We start from the raw sequence: 16047 nt of genomic DNA, 5'->3' as shown, positions 1-16047 counted from the left end.
GGGTTTTAACAGAGACAACAACATTGAGGTGGGAGTAAGAGAACATTGGATGCCACAGCGATAATCAGCCTTTTCATTCTGGGTTCGGTCCTTGTAACCTGCAGTATTTTATTGAGTTCATTTTCATCGCGTCTTGGCATACCTATTCTTGTTATTTTTCTTGCCATCGGCATGCTGGCTGGCATCGATGGCATCGGCGGTATTCCATTCGATAACTACCCTTTCGCCTACATGGTGAGCAACCTGGCCCTGGCGGTGATCCTGCTTGACGGCGGGATGCGTACCCAGGCCAGTTCGTTTCGCGTTGCATTAGGCCCGGCGCTGTCGCTGGCGACCGTTGGCGTGCTGATCACCTCCGGCTTAACCGGGATGATGGCGGCATGGCTGTTTCACCTGAATATGATGGAAGGGCTGCTGATCGGCGCCATTGTCGGTTCCACCGATGCGGCAGCCGTATTTTCCCTGCTCGGCGGCAAGGGGCTTAACGAACGCGTCGGCTCCACGCTTGAGATTGAATCCGGCAGCAACGACCCGATGGCGGTGTTTCTCACCATCACGCTGATTGAGATGATCCAGCAGCATGAGAGCAGCCTGAGCTGGATGTTTGCCTGGCATATCATTCAGCAGTTCGGTCTTGGGATCATCCTCGGCCTGGCCGGTGGTTATCTCCTGCAGCAGATGATTAACCGGATTTCGCTCCCGGCGGGCCTTTACCCGCTGCTGGCGCTGAGCGGCGGCATTCTGATTTTTGCCGTGACGACGGCGCTGGACGGAAGCGGGATCCTCGCCGTTTACCTGTGCGGCTTTTTACTCGGCAACCGCCCCATCCGCAACCGCTATGCCATTTTGCAGAACTTTGACGGTCTGGCGTGGCTGGCGCAAATCGGCATGTTCCTGGTGCTTGGACTGCTGGTGACGCCGTCGGACCTGCTGCCGATTGCCGTTCCGGCCCTGCTCCTGTCGGCCTGGATGATTTTCTTTGCCCGCCCGCTGTCAGTGTTTGCCGGTCTGCTGCCGTTTCGCGGGTTTAACCTGCGCGAGCGGATCTTTATCAGCTGGGTCGGTCTGCGCGGCGCGGTGCCGATTATCCTCGCCGTGTTCCCGATGATGGCAGGCCTGGATAACGCGCGGCTGTTCTTCAACGTCGCCTTCTTCGTCGTGCTGGTGTCGCTGTTGTTCCAGGGTACCTCGCTGGGATGGGCGGCGAAAAGGGCCAAAGTGGTGGTGCCGCCGGTCGGCTGGCCGGTGTCCCGCGTCGGGCTGGATCTTCACCCGGAAAATCCGTGGGAGCAGTTTGTCTACCAGCTCAGCGCCGACAAATGGTGCGTCGGGGCATCGCTGCGCGATCTGCATATGCCCTCCGAAACGCGCATTGCCGCCCTGTTCCGCGACAATGTCCTGCTCCACCCCACGGGCAGCACGCGCCTGCGTGAAGGCGATATTCTCTGCGTGATTGGTCGCGAGCGCGATCTCCCCGCTCTCGGCAAGCTGTTTAGCCAGTCGCCGCCCGTTGCGCTCGACCAGCGCTTCTTCGGCGATTTTATTCTTGAAGCCAGCGCCCGGTTTGCCGATGTTGCGCTGATTTACGGCCTGGAAGACGGGCTGGAAAATCGCGACAACCAGCAGACGCTCGGGGACATTATCCAGAAACTGCTGGGCGCAGCGCCGGTAGTCGGTGACCAGGTGGAGTTCGCCGGCATGATCTGGACGGTGGCTGAGAAAGAGGATAACGCGGTACGCAAGGTCGGCGTCAGGCCGATGGAAGAGGAGTCGGAGTAAGGATTTGCCGGGTGATGCCTTCACCTCACCCGGCCTGTTACCGCGTGGAAGGTTACAGCGTCACGACCGGTACGCGCGGCGCTAACGCACACATCAGCTCATAGCCCACGGTGCCCGCCGCAGAGGCAACATCGTCGATTTTGACCTCGTTACCCCACAGCTCAACCGGGGTCCCAATGCCTGCCTGCGGGCAAGGCGTTAAGTCAATCGCCATCATATCCATCGAGACCGTGCCAACGGTTCCGGTGCGCACGCCATCCACCCACACGGGCGTACCGCTGGGGGCAATGCGCGGGTAACCGTCGGCATAGCCGCACGCGACAATCCCGATACGCTGCTCCCCCGTCGCACGGTATCGGCTGCCGTAGCCCACGGTATCGCCCGCTTTCAGCGTCTGGACACCAATGATTTCACTGCGCAGCGTCATGACCGGCTTAAGGCCACTGTTGGCAATATCCTGCCACTGGCCGGACGGTGAAGCACCGTAGAGGATAATGCCCGGGCGAACCCAGTCGAAATGCGCTTCAGGATGCCAGAGCGTCGCCGCCGAGTTTGACAGGGAGCGCGGGCAATCCAGCCCTTCCGCCGCCTGCTCAACGCGCACCATCGCATCAGCAATGCCGTCCGGTTTTTCGGCGTCGGCAAAGTGCGCCATCAGCGTCATTTCGCCAACGTTTTTCAGATTACGCAGCTGCTGCCAGACCGTGTGTACGCGCTCAGGCTGGAAGCCCAGGCGGTTCATGCCGCTGTTTACCTTAAGATAGATATCCAGCGGAGCATGCAGCTTCGCATCCTGCAGGGCTTTGATCTGCCAGTTGCTGTGGAGGCTGGTGGTCAGGCGGTATTTATCCAGCAGGGGCAGATCGTCGGCGTGGAAAAAACCTTCCAGCAGTAAAATTGGCCCCTTCCAGCCGCGTTCGCGAAGAAGAATGGCCTCATCAAGGTTCAGTAAGGCAAAGCCGTCGGTCGCGCCAAGCGCGCCCCAGATACGGTCAATACCGTGCCCGTAGGCGTTCGCTTTGACAACCGACCAGACGCGTGAACCCGGCGCAGCACGACGGACAATTTGCAGGTTATCCTTCAGGGCCTGCAAATCGAGCTGCGCCAGAACAGGACGTGACATGGCAACTCCTTATTGATGCGCGCCGTGAAGATGCTGTGGACGCGATGGGTTAAACCCTGATTGATAGCGTGCCACACTCAGGTCGTCAAACGGAATCGCCGGCGTGCGGCCAGAAAGCAGGTCGCTCAACAGCTGGCCCGATCCGCAGGCCATCGTCCAGCCCAGCGTTCCGTGCCCGGTGTTGGTCCACAGGTTTTTATAAGGCGTACGACCCACAATCGGCGTGCCGTCCGGCGTCATAGGACGCAGACCGGTCCAGAAGGTCGCCTGTTCAATAAACCCGCCGCGCGGGAAGAGATCGCCGACCACCATCTCCAGCGTTTCACGACGCGGTTTAAGCAGCTCGGTATTAAAGCCCACAATTTCCGCCATGCCGCCGACGCGGATCCGGTTATCAAAGCGGGTGATGGCGATTTTGTAGGTTTCATCAAGAATGGTAGAGACCGGCGCGCCGCTGTCCTCTTTCACCGGAATGGTCAGGGAGTAGCCTTTAAGCGGGTAAACAGGAATGTCGAGAATGCCCTTGAGCATCGCGGTGGAGTAGGAACCAAACGCCATGACGTAAGCATCCGCTTTAATCACCTCTTCGCCGCACTTCACGCCGTAAATTTTTTCTCCTTCCGACAACAGCTTATCGACCGGCGTATTAAAGCGGAATGTCACCCCCGCCTGCTCGCACATCTGCGCCAGACGCTGGGTAAAGAGCTGGCAGTCGCCGGTTTCGTCGTTTGGCAGACGTAACCCACCGGTAAGCTTGTGCGCCACTTCCGCCAGGGCAGGCTCGACCTGCCCCAACTGGCTGGCCTCCAGCAGCTGATAAGGTACGCCCGCGTCTTCCAGCACGGCGATATCGCGGGTGGCGTTTTCATACTGCTGCGCGGTGCGGAACAGCTGCAGCGTGCCGCCCTGCCGCCCTTCGTACTCAATGCCGGTCGAGGCGCGTAAAGCTTTCAGGCAGTCGCGGCTGTATTCTGCCAGGCGCACCATGCGCCCTTTGTTTTCCATGTAGTGGCGCGTGTCGCAGTTGCGCAGCATCTGCCACATCCACTTGAGCTGGAACGGCGTGCCATCAAGGCCGATCGCCAGCGGCGCGTGGCGCTGGAACATCCATTTGATCGCCTTCAGCGGGACGCCGGGTGCTGCCCACGGTGCCGCATAGCCCGGGGAGATTTGGCCGGCGTTCGCCGCGCTGGTCTCCAGGGCCGGGCCGGATTCACGATCGATAACCGTAACCTCATGCCCTGCCTGACTTAAATACCAGGCGCTGGTTACGCCAACCACACCACTTCCCAGTATGACAACACGCATAGCCACTCCATTATGTGCAAAAGAACAATCATCTGATTACAGATTGATAACCTAGTTGAAAATATTATTCAACATACGACTTTTTTATGGTGACTTGCCTCACATCTTCCCCTGCCCGTGGGGATGGCGCTTATTTGGGATCTCCTGCTGCGCGCTATTTTTAACCAGCATAAAATGCTGCAAGGGCCGCATTTTTTACCTTATTGAAAAGAAGAAATCGCAAAGAAAAAATTTCTCCATCAGCACGCTTTTTAACACGGTGATCTATGCTTGAAAGGAGGCTCTCCAGCCAGAGAGAGCACCAACAATGAGGGCGCGCTAATGGCTACTATTGATTCCATGTCCAGGAACAGCACACGTCTCTGCGATGGACCCGACTGGACCTTCGAGCTGCTGGATGTCTACCTCGCCGAGATAGACCGGGTAGCGAAACTCTATCGTCTGGACACCTATCCGCATCAGATTGAAGTCATTACGTCCGAACAGATGATGGATGCTTACTCCAGCGTCGGGATGCCAATCAATTATCCTCACTGGTCGTTCGGTAAAAAGTTCATTGAAACCGAGCGGCTCTATAAACACGGTCAGCAGGGGCTGGCGTATGAGATAGTCATTAACTCCAACCCGTGTATCGCCTATTTGATGGAAGAGAACACCATTACCATGCAGGCGCTGGTGATGGCGCATGCCTGCTACGGGCATAACTCCTTCTTCAAGAATAACTACCTGTTCCGCAGCTGGACGGATGCCAGCTCGATCGTCGATTACCTGATCTTTGCCCGCAAATACATTACCGACTGCGAGGAGCGTTACGGCGTGGATGAGGTAGAGAAGCTCCTCGACTCCTGCCATGCGCTGATGAACTACGGCGTCGACCGCTACAAGCGTCCGCAAAAAATCTCATTGCAGGAGGAGAAAGCCCGGCAGAAAAGCCGCGAGGAGTATCTGCAAAGCCAGGTGAATATGCTGTGGCGCACGCTGCCGAAGCGTGAGGAGGAGAAAACCGTGGCCGAGGCGCGGCGCTACCCTTCTGAGCCGCAGGAAAACCTGCTGTACTTTATGGAGAAAAACGCCCCGCTGCTGGAGCCGTGGCAGCGTGAGATCCTGCGCATCGTGCGCAAGGTGAGCCAGTATTTCTATCCGCAAAAGCAGACGCAGGTGATGAACGAAGGCTGGGCGACGTTCTGGCACTACACCATCCTTAACCATCTGTATGACGAAGGCAAAGTCACCGAGCGGTTTATGATGGAGTTCCTGCACAGCCACACCAACGTGGTGTTCCAGCCTGCTTACAACAGCCCGTGGTACAGCGGGATCAACCCGTATGCGCTCGGTTTTGCGATGTTCCAGGATATTAAACGCATCTGCCAGTCGCCAACGGAAGAAGATAAATACTGGTTCCCGGATATCGCCGGGTCTGACTGGCTGGAGACGCTGCATTTTGCGATGCGCGACTTTAAGGACGAGAGCTTCATCAGCCAGTTCATGTCACCGAAGATTATGCGCGACTTCCGCTTCTTTACCGTGCTGGATGACGACAGGAATAACTACCTCGAGATTTCGGCGATCCACAACGAAGAGGGCTACCGCGAGATCCGCTCGCGCCTCTCCTCTCAGTACAACCTGAGCAACCTGGAGCCGAACATTCAGGTCTGGAACGTGGATCTTCGCGGTGACCGCTCCCTGACGCTGCGCTATATTCCGCACAACCGCGCGCCACTGGATAAAGGGCGTAAAGAGGTGCTGAAGCATGTGCATCGCCTGTGGGGATTCGACGTCATAATGGAGCAGCAGAATGAAGATGGCAGCGTGGAACTGCTGGAACGCTGCCCAACGCGGTTGAATACGCTCTGATGCAGCCTTTTTGCCCGGTGGCGCTGCGCTTACCGGGCCTGCAAACCCCACAGGTCGGGTCAGGCGAAGCCGCCACCCGACGAAAAAAAACCTCTCATCTGAGAGGTTTTTCTTTTAGCGCGACTGAATCGCTAAATCACCCGGCAGGGTTTTCTGCATACGATGCCAGATCTCCCCGGAATCCCGGCCATAACGACGCACCGTCTCATACACCTGGTCGTGCTGCGCGGTAGAACACAACTCGCTCAGTTTGTGATAAAAACCGAGCGCCAGGCTGCGCGCTTCTGGGTTCGCAAAGTAGTGACGACCAATGCGGGTATACAGCCCTTTCATGCCGTTGAGGATCAACCCATAGATTGGGTTACCGGAGGCAAACGCCAGGCCGCGGAAGATGTTGTAGTCGAGCGTCGCAAAGGCATCGGCGTGATCTTCTACCGCGTTAGCGCTAGCCAGGACCGCAAGCGCGTCTTCAGGATGCTGACGAAACGCGGTCCGAATAAAGATGGTGGCGATGTTGGTACGCACGGAAAGCAGATTATCAATCAGCTGCGGAACGCTTTCGTGGTCGAGACGCGCCAGCGTTTCAAGAATATTCAGTCCGGACGTTTCCCAGAAGTTATTCACTTTGGTGGGTTTGCCGTGCTGAATTGTCAACCAGCCATCGCGCGCCAGGCGCTGAAGCACTTCTCGCAGCGTGGTGCGGGTGACGCCAATCAGTTCAGAGAGTTCGCGTTCAGCAGGTAGAATGGACCCCGCAGGGAAACGATTATTCCAGATGCTTTCAATGATGTACTCTTCCGCGAAACCCGCCGGGCTCTGCGCCTTAATGACCATAGTGAGATTTCCATTACACAGCTTTTGCAAATTGCACTCATCATACCAGAGGCGTGCAGAGGCAGATAGCGCGTCAAAGTGAGAAAAGAGGGATCGCCGTTTCATTTTAATGAAATTTACATTCCCCTCTTTACGCCGCCTTTCAGGCTAATTATGCGTATACTGGTCACTTATCTTAATTGACGGGGAAGGACGTCTGTCGTGGAAATCTCTTATGGCCGCGCGTTGTGGCGCAATTTTTTAGGCCAGTCGCCTGACTGGTACAAACTCACGCTGCTGGTATTTCTGGTTGTTAATCCTGTTGTGTTTCTGGTGGACCCGTTCGTAGCCGGGTGGTTGCTGGTGGCCGAGTTTATTTTCACTCTGGCGATGGCGCTGAAATGCTACCCGCTTCTGCCGGGTGGCCTGCTGGCGTTTGAAGCCGTCATCATCGGCATGACCAGCGCTGAACACGTTAAAGAAGAGCTCGCATCAAACCTGGAGGTGCTCCTCCTTCTGATGTTTATGGTGGCCGGGATCTACTTTATGAAACAGCTTCTGCTGTTTATTTTCACCCGACTGCTGTTAAGCATCTCCTCCAAAACGATCCTTTCGCTGGCCTTTTGCTTCGCGGCGGCCTTCCTGTCCGCCTTCCTGGATGCACTGACGGTCGTCGCGGTGGTGATTAGCGTCGCCGTTGGCTTCTACGGTATTTATCACCGGGTGGCGTCTTCACAACCGGAAGGCGACCTGCACGATGACAGCGACGTCGATGCCCAGAAGCGCGAAGTGCTGGAACAGTTCCGCGCGTTTCTGCGCAGCCTGATGATGCACGCGGGCGTCGGGACAGCATTAGGCGGCGTGATGACCATGGTGGGCGAACCGCAAAACCTGATCATCGCCAAGGCGGCGGGCTGGAATTTCAGCGAATTCTTCCTGCGAATGGCCCCGGTAAGCGTCCCGGTGCTGGTCTGCGGTTTTGTCACCTGCATACTTCTGGAGAAATTCCGCGTCTTTGGCTATGGCGCCCAGCTTCCTGAGCCGGTTCGCCGCGAGCTGCAAAAATTTGACCAGCAAAGCCGCAGCCAGCGCACGCGTCAGGATAAATTGCGTCTGGTGGCACAAGGGATTATCGGCCTTTGGCTTATCGCCGCGCTGGCGTTCCATCTCGCGGAAGTCGGCTTGATCGGTTTGTCGGTGATTATTCTGGCGACCACATTCACCGGCGTCACCGACGAGCATGCTATCGGCAAAGCCTTTACCGAGGCACTGCCGTTCACCGCCCTGCTGACCGTATTTTTTGCGGTCGTGGCGGTGATTATCGATCAGGAATTGTTCTCCCCGATTATCGCCTACGTTCTGAGGGCAGAAGCGGATGCGCAATTGACCTTGTTCTACCTGTTCAACGGGCTACTCTCGTCCATCTCCGATAACGTATTTGTCGGGACGGTGTACATCAACGAGGCAAAAGCGGCGCTGCAACACGGGGCCATCAACGCTGAACAGTTCGAACTGCTGGCCGTGGCTATCAATACCGGCACCAACCTGCCGTCGGTAGCAACCCCTAACGGGCAGGCCGCATTCCTGTTCCTGCTGACCTCCGCCCTCGCGCCACTCATACGACTTTCGTATGGCCGAATGGTGTGGATGGCGCTGCCTTACACGCTGGTGCTGACGCTTGTCGGGTTGCTATGCGTCAAAATTACCCTCATTCCCTATACGCAGTGGTTAATACAAGCGGGTATACTGGCCGCGCACTAAGCAGGTTTTAACGGGCAGCGCGCTGCCCGTTTACCTTTTCGCATGATAAACATCCAATTACGTTTTATTTCGTCAGGTACAGGTGGCGCATGAAACGAATTCGTTTACACTGCGCTTTCTAAGCATGTCCCAGGGAAATGATTATGTTGAGATTTTTAAACCAGTGCTCTCGCGGTCGCGGAGCGTGGTTACTGATGGCCCTGACCGCCTTTGCGCTGGAAATGGTCGCGCTGTGGTTCCAGCACGTCATGGGGCTTAAACCCTGCGTGCTGTGCATCTACGAACGCTGCGCACTGTTCGGCATTATGGGCGCAGGCCTGGTGGGTGCGATTGCCCCGAAAACGCCGCTGCGCTATGTCGGGATCGCCATCTGGCTGTACAGTGCCTGGAAAGGGATTGAGCTTTCCTGGCAGCACACCGTGATGCAGCTGCACCCATCACCGTTTATGACCTGTGATTTTGCCGCCCGCTTCCCGAGCTGGCTGCCGCTGGATAAATGGCTGCCGCAGGTGTTTGTGGCATCCGGTGACTGCTCCGTTCGTCAGTGGGAGTTCCTGACGCTGGAGATGCCGCAGTGGCTGGTGGGTATTTTTGTCGCCTACTTCGTGGTTGCGCTGCTGGTGCTGATTGCACAGCCGTTCAAGCCTAAAAAACGCGATCTCTTTGGGCGCTAATTTGCCCGGCGGCGTTTCGCTTGTGCGGCCCTGCAGTTCTGTAGGTCGTGTAAGCGCAGCGCCACCCGACACACCCGCGCACACTAAAAAACCCGCCTCGGCGGGTTTTTTAATATCAACGGTTAGGATGATTCATAATGTGGTCTTCCCAGTCGCGCACCTCGGACTCTTTCACCGCGATGTGCCGTACGGAGATACGCTCGCCGTGCATCGCCGCTTTCGACCCGGTCAGTAAAGGATGCCATTTGGGCAGGTCATGGCCTTCCGCCAGCAGGCGATACGCGCAGGTGTGCGGCAGCCACTCAAAGGTGGGCAGGTTTTCACGGGTTAACTTGATGCAGTCCGGCTCATACTCGAAGCGGCGCTCGTAGTTGCGGCACTGGCAGGTTTTGATGTTCAGCTGCTTACAGGCGACGTTGGTGAAGTAAATTTCGTCGGAATCCTCATCCATCAGCTTGTGCAGGCAGCACTGCCCGCAGCCGTCACACAGCGACTCCCACTCTGCGTCGGTCATGTCGTCGAGCGTTTTAGTTTGCCAGAAAGGGATGTCGTTCATCAGGATGTCCACACGTCAAAAGAAAGCGCACCTTATAACGAGTCTGGCACGTTGATGCAAGTTTTGCCGCCCTTTTAAGGCGGCAAGAGGCTTTTACAGTACGCGGGTTTTCAGTGACAGGCCGTTAAAACTGACCTCGAGTTCATCCCCACCGTTCAGCGGGCCAACGCCTTCCGGCGTGCCGGTGAGAATCACATCGCCCGGCTTCAGGGTGAAGAAGCGGCTCATGTAGGCGATCAGCGGAACGATCTTGTGGATCATATCTGCGGTGGTACCCTGCTGGCGGATTTCGCCGTTTACCTTCAGGCTAAGCGGCGTGTTCTGCGGATCGTCGGTGAATTCGCTTACCGGGACAAAACCGGATATCGGACAGGCGTTATCAAAGCCCTTGGCTTTTTCCCACGGCTGCCCCGCTTTCTTCATCTTGCCCTGAACGTCGCGCAGGGTCAGATCGAGCGCCACGCCGTAACCGGCAATCGCCTGCTCCACATGCGCTTCGGAAGCCTGACGCAGCGTTGCGCCAATCAGCACGGCCAGCTCCACTTCGTGATGCACCGACCCCAGCCCCTGGGGCAGCGCCAGCGGCTGACGAATGTCGCACAGCGCGGTTTCAGGCTTAATAAACAGCACCGGTTCTTCTGGCGTGGCGCTGCCCATCTCCTGAATGTGTTTTGCATAGTTGCTGCCCACGCAGACCACTTTGCTCACGGGATAATCCAGTAATGCACCTTGCCAGTTATGATGTTGATACATGGTCGCTCCCTAAACGGTTGATGTGTTGTTCCCGAATGCCTTCGGGATTATTTCTTTCCGTTCACCTCAAGATGCTGTTTTAATAAATTCTCGGGTGGGGGTGGAAGTTGTAAATAATAGCCCTGCTCGGTTAATGCTGTTTTCACTTTTTCCAGATCCGCATTAACCAGCGTCTTACGTCCATCCAGCGGCAGCAGCATAGCCAGCTGCGGGCGGCCAAAACTTTTCATTAATTCTTCCGGTACGCGGGAAAAATCGTCTTTCTTTTCGACATAAAGGTAAGTCTGGTCACGACTTGAACTTCTGTAGATCACACAAAACATGTTTTTACTCTGAATTAATGGGTGGTTGCTTGCCTCAATATACTCCTGACTATAACATGCCTGATACTCTTCGGAATATCGCAACGGCGGTGTTGCGGTTAATAGCAAATTGAGTAAGGCCAGGATGTCAAACACGCCCATCGAGCTTAAAGGCAGTAGCTTCACCTTATCAGTGGTTCATTTGCATGATGCAAAACCCGAGGTTATTCGTCAGGCGTTAGAAGACAAAATTGCGCAGGCTCCTGCGTTTCTGAAACATGCCCCCGTTGTCGTCAATGTGAGCGACCTTGAAGCGCCGGTGAACTGGAAATTGCTCCAGCAGGCCGTTGCTTCAACCGGGCTGCGTATCGTGGGTATCAGCGGATGTAAAGACGCGACGCTGAAAGCCGAAATTGATCGGGCAGGACTGCCGCTTCTGAACGAAGGCAAAGAAAAAGCCCCCCGTCCAGCTCCGGAAGCCGTGCCAACGCCCCCGCCAGCCGCTCAGAACGAAACGCCTGTCACAAAAACGCGATTGATTGATGTGCCGGTTCGTTCCGGTCAGCGCATTTATGCGCCAAACTGTGATCTGATTGTTACAAGTCACGTCAGTGCGGGCGCTGAACTGATTGCCGATGGCAACATTCACGTCTACGGTATGATGCGAGGACGCGCGCTCGCGGGCGCAAGTGGCGACAGGAACGCACAAATCTTTTGTACTCACCTGACGGCGGAGCTGGTTTCCATCGCAGGGGAATATTGGCTGAGCGACAAGATCCCAGCCGAATTTTATGGCAAAGCGGCCCGCCTGCTCCTGGCAGAAGACGCTTTGACTGTTCAACCGTTGAATTGATCCCTTTTTAACAAGGAATTTCTATGGCACGCATTATTGTTGTGACTTCGGGTAAAGGAGGCGTTGGCAAGACCACCTCCAGCGCGGCCATCGCTACAGGTTTGGCCCAGAAGGGAAAGAAAACCGTCGTTATCGACTTCGATATCGGCCTGCGTAATCTGGACCTGATCATGGGTTGTGAGCGTCGCGTCGTGTATGACTTCGTTAACGTCATTCAGGGCGATGCCACGCTTAACCAGGCGCTGATTAAAGACAAGCGCACCGAGAACCTTTACATTCTCCCGGCATCTCAGACCCGTGATAAAGATGCCCTGACCCGTGAAGGCGTTGAGAAGGTTCTCGACGAACTGAAAAAAATGGAGTTCGACTTTGTGGTCTGTGACTCCCCTGCCGGTATCGAAACCGGTGCCCTGATGGCGCTCTACTTTGCGGATGAAGCGATCATCACCACCAACCCTGAAGTCTCTTCCGTGCGTGATTCTGACCGCATTCTGGGCATTCTTGCTTCCAAATCCCGCCGCGCGGAAAATGGTCAGGAGCCGATTAAAGAACACCTGTTGCTGACCCGATACAATCCGGGCCGTGTGAGCAAAGGTGATATGCTGAGCATGGAAGACGTACTGGAAATTCTGCGCATCAAACTGGTTGGCGTTATTCCGGAAGATCAGTCCGTATTACGCGCGTCTAACCAGGGCGAGCCAGTCATTCTGGATGCAACCGCAGATGCAGGTAAAGCTTACGCCGATACCGTTGACCGTCTGCTGGGAGAAGAACGTCCTTTCCGCTTCATTGAAGAAGAGAAGAAAGGTTTCCTCAAACGCCTGTTCGGAGGATAAGTTATGGCATTACTGGACTTTTTTCTCTCGCGGAAAAAAAGCACCGCCAACATCGCTAAAGAGCGTCTGCAAATTATCGTTGCGGAGCGTCGTCGTAGCGACGCCGAGCCACACTACCTGCCGCAGCTGCGCAAGGACATTCTGGAAGTGATCTGTAAATACGTGCAGATTGACCCGGAAATGGTCACGGTACAGCTGGAGCAGAAAGACGGGGATATTTCGATTCTGGAGCTGAACGTGACGCTGCCGGAAGCGGAAGAGTCACGTTAATTACTTTGTGGTTTTGTAGGCCGGGCACGCAACGCGCCGCCCGGCACGTTCCCCGGTGGCGCTGCGCTTACCGGGGCTACATTTCTTAGCGCGGATAACCTTCCAGCAGCGTCTTCAGACGTTCGGCCAACAGTTCCCCACGCCAGCCCGACACCATTTCGGGTAAACCATTCTGCTGTTTCAGCTTCCAGTGCCAGTTCAGCAACTGGTTAATCTGACGACGGGACGCCAGCAGTTCTGCACTCAGCTTGCTTTCGCTCGCCACCGTCTGCACCAGGGCTTTGATATCTTTGAACGCCTTACGATAGCCCGGCATGTCCATCAAATTGAGCAACGGCTCCGGCAGTGCGTCGTCCGGCATGTGCTGCGCTTTTTCCACCAGCGCCAGCAGCGTCTTGCCGTGGAAGCGAATTTCACTGCCCGAAAGCCCAATGCTGTCCAGCTCGCCCAAGCTGCCCGGCATGTAGCGTGCTACCGCCCAGAGATGCTCTTCGCGCACCACAAAGTTAACGGCCAGATCGCGCTCACGCGCTTTACGCAGACGCCAGTCGGCGAGCAGCTGCAAACAGGCCAGCTGACGGGTGCGAAGCTGCCAGGCGTTGCTGATATCGCGCCAGGCTTCTTTCGGGTCGACCACTTCCTGACGACGCTGCTGTGCCTTGCGGCACTCGTCCAGCGCGGCAGAGAGCCAGCCTGAGGCTTCCGCCTCTTTCATCAGCTGTCCGGCAATCGGCAGCAGATAAAACACGTCGGCTGCCGCATACTCAAGCTGGCGAGCGGTCAATGGACGGGCCAGCCAGTCCGTGCGCGACTCGCTCTTGTCCAGCGTAAGCCCGGTGTACTCTTCGACCATCGCCGCAAATCCCCACGAGAGCGGGCGGTTGCTGAACGCGGCAAGGATCTGCGTGTCAATCAGCGGCTGCGGCATGATGCCAAAGGTGTTGAGAAACACTTCCAGATCTTCACTGCCCGCATGCAGGTATTTCGTGACGGCGGTATCAAGCAGCAGGTCGCGCATTGGCGTCCAGTCGGTAATGCCGAGCGGGTCAATCAGCGAGACGCGCTTGCCGTCGTACATCTGAATCAGCCCCAGCTGCGGGTAGTAGGTCCGCGTGCGGACAAACTCGGTATCCAGGGCGATAGCAGGGAAATCGCGCGTCACTTCGCACAGCGAAGCCAGCTCGTCGTTGGTCGTGATCATCTGGTAATTCAAAGCAGTTTCTCTTTTGTTTGCGCCCATAAAAAACGCCGGCTTAACCGGCGTCTGGGCGATTAGCGTGAAGCTCAGGCCTTATTGTCCACTTTGGCACGGGCTTCGTCACGTAATTCTCGTCGTAATATCTTCCCGACATTGGATTTTGGCAGTTCATCGCGGAATTCAACCAGCTTAGGCACTTTATAACCGGTGAGCTGGCGACGGCAGAAGGTAATAAGCTCTTCGTCAGTCAGCGACGCATCTTTCTTAACCACAAATATCTTCACCGCTTCACCGCTGCTGCCGGAAGGAACGCCCACGGCCGCCACCTCCAGCACGCCGCTGTGCTGCATCACGACGTCTTCGATTTCATTCGGATAGACGTTAAAGCCCGAGACGAGGATCATGTCTTTTTTACGATCGACAATCCGCAGGAAGCCTTCGTCATCCATCACCGCGATATCGCCGGTATGCAGCCAGCCGTCTTTGATGATTTCATCGGTGGCGTCCGGACGCTGCCAGTAGCCCAGCATCACCTGCGGCCCTTTCACACACAGCTCGCCCGGCTCGCCGTGAGCCACTTCCTTATCCTCATCATCGACCAGTTTGGCTTCCGTCGACGGCACCGGCAGACCGATGCTTCCGCTGTGATAGTCAATGTCGTGCGGGTTAACGCTTACCAGCGGCGCGCACTCCGTCAGGCCGTAGCCTTCCAGTAAATACTGGCCCGTCAGTTTTACCCAGCGCTCGGCGACCGCCTGCTGGACGGGCATGCCGCCGCCGGCAGAGAGGTGCAGCGTGGAAAAATCAAGCTGCTGGAACTCTTTGTTATTTAACAACGCATTAAACAGGGTATTCACGCCCGTCATGGCGGTGAAGGGGTATTTCGCCAGCTCTTTCACCAGGCCCGGAATATCTCGCGGGTTGGTGATCAGCAGGTTTTGCCCGCCCAGCTCAATAAACAGCAGGCAGTTCATGGTCAGGGCGAAAATGTGGTACAGCGGCAGCGCCGTGACCACCAGCTCTTTACCCGGATGCAGCAGCGGCCCGTAGGTCGCGTTAACCTGCTCAAGGTTAGCCAGCATGTTGCGGTGCGTCAGCATCGCCCCTTTGGCCACGCCGGTGGTGCCGCCAGTATATTGCAGGAAGGCGAGATCGTCCGACACTACTTCCGGTTTGACATACTGCATACGGTAGCCCGCATGGAGCGCACGACGGAAGGAGATGGCATCCGGCAGGTGATACTTCGGCACCAGGCGCTTCACGTACTTCACCACGAAGTTCACCAGCGTGCCTTTGGCCGTCGAAAGCTGATCGCCCATTCGCGTAAGAATGACGTGCTTAACCTGCGTACGCTCGACCACTTTTTCGAGCGTGTGGGCGAAGTTCGATACGATGACGATTGCCGCTGCACCGCTGTCGTTCAGCTGGTGCTCCAGCTCGCGCGGGGTATACAGCGGGTTGACGTTCACCACGATCATCCCGGCGCGCAGAATACCGAACAGCGCCACAGGATATTGCAGCAGGTTCGGCATCATCAGCGCGACGCGGTCCCCTTTTTGCAGCCCTAACCCTTCCTGCAGATAAGCAGCAAACGCCCGGCTACGCTCTTCCAGTTTGCGGAAGGTCATGACCTCGCCCATGTTCACAAAGGCGGGCTGGTCGGCGTAGCGCCGTACCGAGTGTTCAAATAATTCAACCAGGGAATGATAACGGTCAGGATTGATCTCCGCAGGAACATCCGCGGGATAACGGTTTAGCCAAACCTTTTTCAATGCATCACCTCTGAAATGAGCGTTCGTCGTCATCACAACCCCGATAATAAACAGTTCGTTAACATTATATTAACTCAGCGTACCAGTTTATTAATTACCCAGATTTAAGGTTGCGAAGCGCGTCACTCTTTTTTTTCGTTTTATCCGTAAAAAAACAGAGACAGCGGCTGAGCCGCTGTCTCTTTCATAATTAAA

Annotated in this window: 14 protein-coding genes and 2 pseudogenes; 7 read left to right on the top strand and 9 right to left on the bottom strand. The window is 56.1% G+C overall.

The features are described from left to right. Positions 1–45: 45 nt before the first annotated feature. Positions 46–1713 (top strand): annotated as a pseudogene (locus I6L58_RS22545) (potassium/proton antiporter); the annotation flags it as partial. On the opposite strand, the pseudogene I6L58_RS23145 reads toward I6L58_RS22545, so the two are convergent. The 3 genes and pseudogenes from I6L58_RS23145 to I6L58_RS22535 form a co-directional block, all read right to left on the bottom strand. Beyond that, positions 1714–1803, bottom strand: a pseudogene (locus tag I6L58_RS23145) (hypothetical protein); the annotation flags it as partial. A gap of 28 nt (positions 1804–1831) precedes the next feature. Next, positions 1832–2902: a catabolic alanine racemase DadX gene (dadX, locus tag I6L58_RS22540; RefSeq protein ID WP_006175937.1), complete on the bottom strand. Its 1071-nt coding sequence runs from the start codon at positions 2900–2902 to the stop codon at positions 1832–1834. Positions 2903–2911: 9 nt separating this feature from the next. After that, entirely contained in the window at positions 2912–4210 is a 1299-nt protein-coding gene (locus I6L58_RS22535; protein ID WP_088208288.1) for a D-amino acid dehydrogenase, read from the bottom strand. A gap of 321 nt (positions 4211–4531) precedes the next feature. Between I6L58_RS22535 and I6L58_RS22530 the strand changes: the two genes are divergently transcribed. Beyond that, positions 4532–6064, top strand: a complete 1533-nt coding sequence (locus I6L58_RS22530; RefSeq protein ID WP_088208287.1) for a SpoVR family protein — start codon at positions 4532–4534, stop codon at positions 6062–6064. Between the two features lie 114 nt (positions 6065–6178). On the opposite strand, the gene fadR is transcribed toward I6L58_RS22530, so the two are convergent. Beyond that, entirely contained in the window at positions 6179–6898 is a 720-nt protein-coding gene (fadR, locus tag I6L58_RS22525; RefSeq protein ID WP_006175945.1) for a fatty acid metabolism transcriptional regulator FadR, read from the bottom strand. A 201-nt stretch (positions 6899–7099) separates the two neighbouring features. Between fadR and nhaB the strand changes: the two genes are divergently transcribed. Further along, positions 7100–8638: a Na(+)/H(+) antiporter NhaB gene (nhaB, locus tag I6L58_RS22520; protein WP_088208286.1), complete on the top strand. Its 1539-nt coding sequence runs from the start codon at positions 7100–7102 to the stop codon at positions 8636–8638. Positions 8639–8781: 143 nt separating this feature from the next. Then, positions 8782–9312, top strand: coding sequence for a disulfide bond formation protein DsbB (gene dsbB, locus I6L58_RS22515; protein WP_088208285.1), 531 nt, complete (start codon positions 8782–8784; stop codon positions 9310–9312). 115 nt (positions 9313–9427) lie between these two features. On the opposite strand, the gene I6L58_RS22510 is transcribed toward dsbB, so the two are convergent. The 3 genes from I6L58_RS22510 to I6L58_RS22500 all read right to left on the bottom strand — a co-directional run bounded on the left by I6L58_RS22510 (position 9428) and on the right by I6L58_RS22500 (position 10944). Further along, on the bottom strand, positions 9428–9868 hold the full coding sequence (locus I6L58_RS22510; RefSeq protein ID WP_042320017.1) for a YcgN family cysteine cluster protein: 441 nt from the start codon (positions 9866–9868) through the stop codon (positions 9428–9430). 93 nt (positions 9869–9961) lie between these two features. Continuing rightward, complete coding sequence (locus tag I6L58_RS22505; protein ID WP_058610221.1) at positions 9962–10621, bottom strand: fumarylacetoacetate hydrolase family protein; 660 nt, start codon at positions 10619–10621, stop codon at positions 9962–9964. 47 nt (positions 10622–10668) lie between these two features. Beyond that, the gene (locus tag I6L58_RS22500) at positions 10669–10944 is read right to left on the bottom strand and encodes a YcgL domain-containing protein (RefSeq protein ID WP_058610254.1); all 276 of its coding nucleotides are present in this window, start codon (positions 10942–10944) and stop codon (positions 10669–10671) included. Between the two features lie 124 nt (positions 10945–11068). On the opposite strand from I6L58_RS22500, the gene minC reads away from it, so the two are divergent. Genes minC through minE form a run of 3 tightly spaced genes read left to right on the top strand, consistent with a single transcriptional unit; the run spans position 11069 to position 12882 of the window. Then, positions 11069–11776, top strand: coding sequence for a septum site-determining protein MinC (gene minC, locus I6L58_RS22495; protein ID WP_058610220.1), 708 nt, complete (start codon positions 11069–11071; stop codon positions 11774–11776). 23 nt (positions 11777–11799) lie between these two features. Next, on the top strand, positions 11800–12612 hold the full coding sequence (gene minD / locus I6L58_RS22490; RefSeq protein WP_006175954.1) for a septum site-determining protein MinD: 813 nt from the start codon (positions 11800–11802) through the stop codon (positions 12610–12612). Positions 12613–12615: 3 nt separating this feature from the next. Next, on the top strand, positions 12616–12882 hold the full coding sequence (minE, locus tag I6L58_RS22485) for a cell division topological specificity factor MinE (RefSeq protein WP_003859937.1): 267 nt from the start codon (positions 12616–12618) through the stop codon (positions 12880–12882). 85 nt (positions 12883–12967) lie between these two features. Here minE and rnd read toward each other — a convergent pair whose 3' ends face one another. After that, entirely contained in the window at positions 12968–14095 is a 1128-nt protein-coding gene (rnd, locus tag I6L58_RS22480) for a ribonuclease D (RefSeq protein WP_088208411.1), read from the bottom strand. A gap of 71 nt (positions 14096–14166) precedes the next feature. Beyond that, complete coding sequence (gene fadD, locus I6L58_RS22475; RefSeq protein ID WP_140418804.1) at positions 14167–15852, bottom strand: long-chain-fatty-acid--CoA ligase FadD; 1686 nt, start codon at positions 15850–15852, stop codon at positions 14167–14169. Positions 15853–16047: the final 195 nt, after the last annotated feature.

The organism is Enterobacter cancerogenus (assembly GCF_019047785.1).
In the GTDB taxonomy this organism is placed as follows: domain Bacteria; phylum Pseudomonadota; class Gammaproteobacteria; order Enterobacterales; family Enterobacteriaceae; genus Enterobacter; species Enterobacter cancerogenus.
The sequence above is the reverse complement of the archived record's forward strand: the minus strand, read 5'-3'. Positions and strand labels throughout refer to the sequence as shown.

Bases quoted from the DNA above. Each gene is read 5' to 3' on its own strand.
- dadX (WP_006175937.1), bottom strand. From the start codon at position 2,902: ATGTCACGTCCTGTTCTGGCGCAGCTCGATTTGCAGGCCCTGAAGGAT.
- I6L58_RS22535 (WP_088208288.1), bottom strand. From the start codon at position 4,210: ATGCGTGTTGTCATACTGGGAAGTGGTGTGGTTGGCGTAACCAGCGCC.
- I6L58_RS22530 (WP_088208287.1), top strand. From the start codon at position 4,532: ATGGCTACTATTGATTCCATGTCCAGGAACAGCACACGTCTCTGCGAT.
- fadR (WP_006175945.1), bottom strand. From the start codon at position 6,898: ATGGTCATTAAGGCGCAGAGCCCGGCGGGTTTCGCGGAAGAGTACATC.
- dsbB (WP_088208285.1), top strand. From the start codon at position 8,782: ATGTTGAGATTTTTAAACCAGTGCTCTCGCGGTCGCGGAGCGTGGTTA.
- I6L58_RS22510 (WP_042320017.1), bottom strand. From the start codon at position 9,868: ATGAACGACATCCCTTTCTGGCAAACTAAAACGCTCGACGACATGACC.
- I6L58_RS22505 (WP_058610221.1), bottom strand. From the start codon at position 10,621: ATGTATCAACATCATAACTGGCAAGGTGCATTACTGGATTATCCCGTG.
- I6L58_RS22500 (WP_058610254.1), bottom strand. From the start codon at position 10,944: ATGTTTTGTGTGATCTACAGAAGTTCAAGTCGTGACCAGACTTACCTT.
- minC (WP_058610220.1), top strand. From the start codon at position 11,069: ATGTCAAACACGCCCATCGAGCTTAAAGGCAGTAGCTTCACCTTATCA.
- minD (WP_006175954.1), top strand. From the start codon at position 11,800: ATGGCACGCATTATTGTTGTGACTTCGGGTAAAGGAGGCGTTGGCAAG.
- minE (WP_003859937.1), top strand. From the start codon at position 12,616: ATGGCATTACTGGACTTTTTTCTCTCGCGGAAAAAAAGCACCGCCAAC.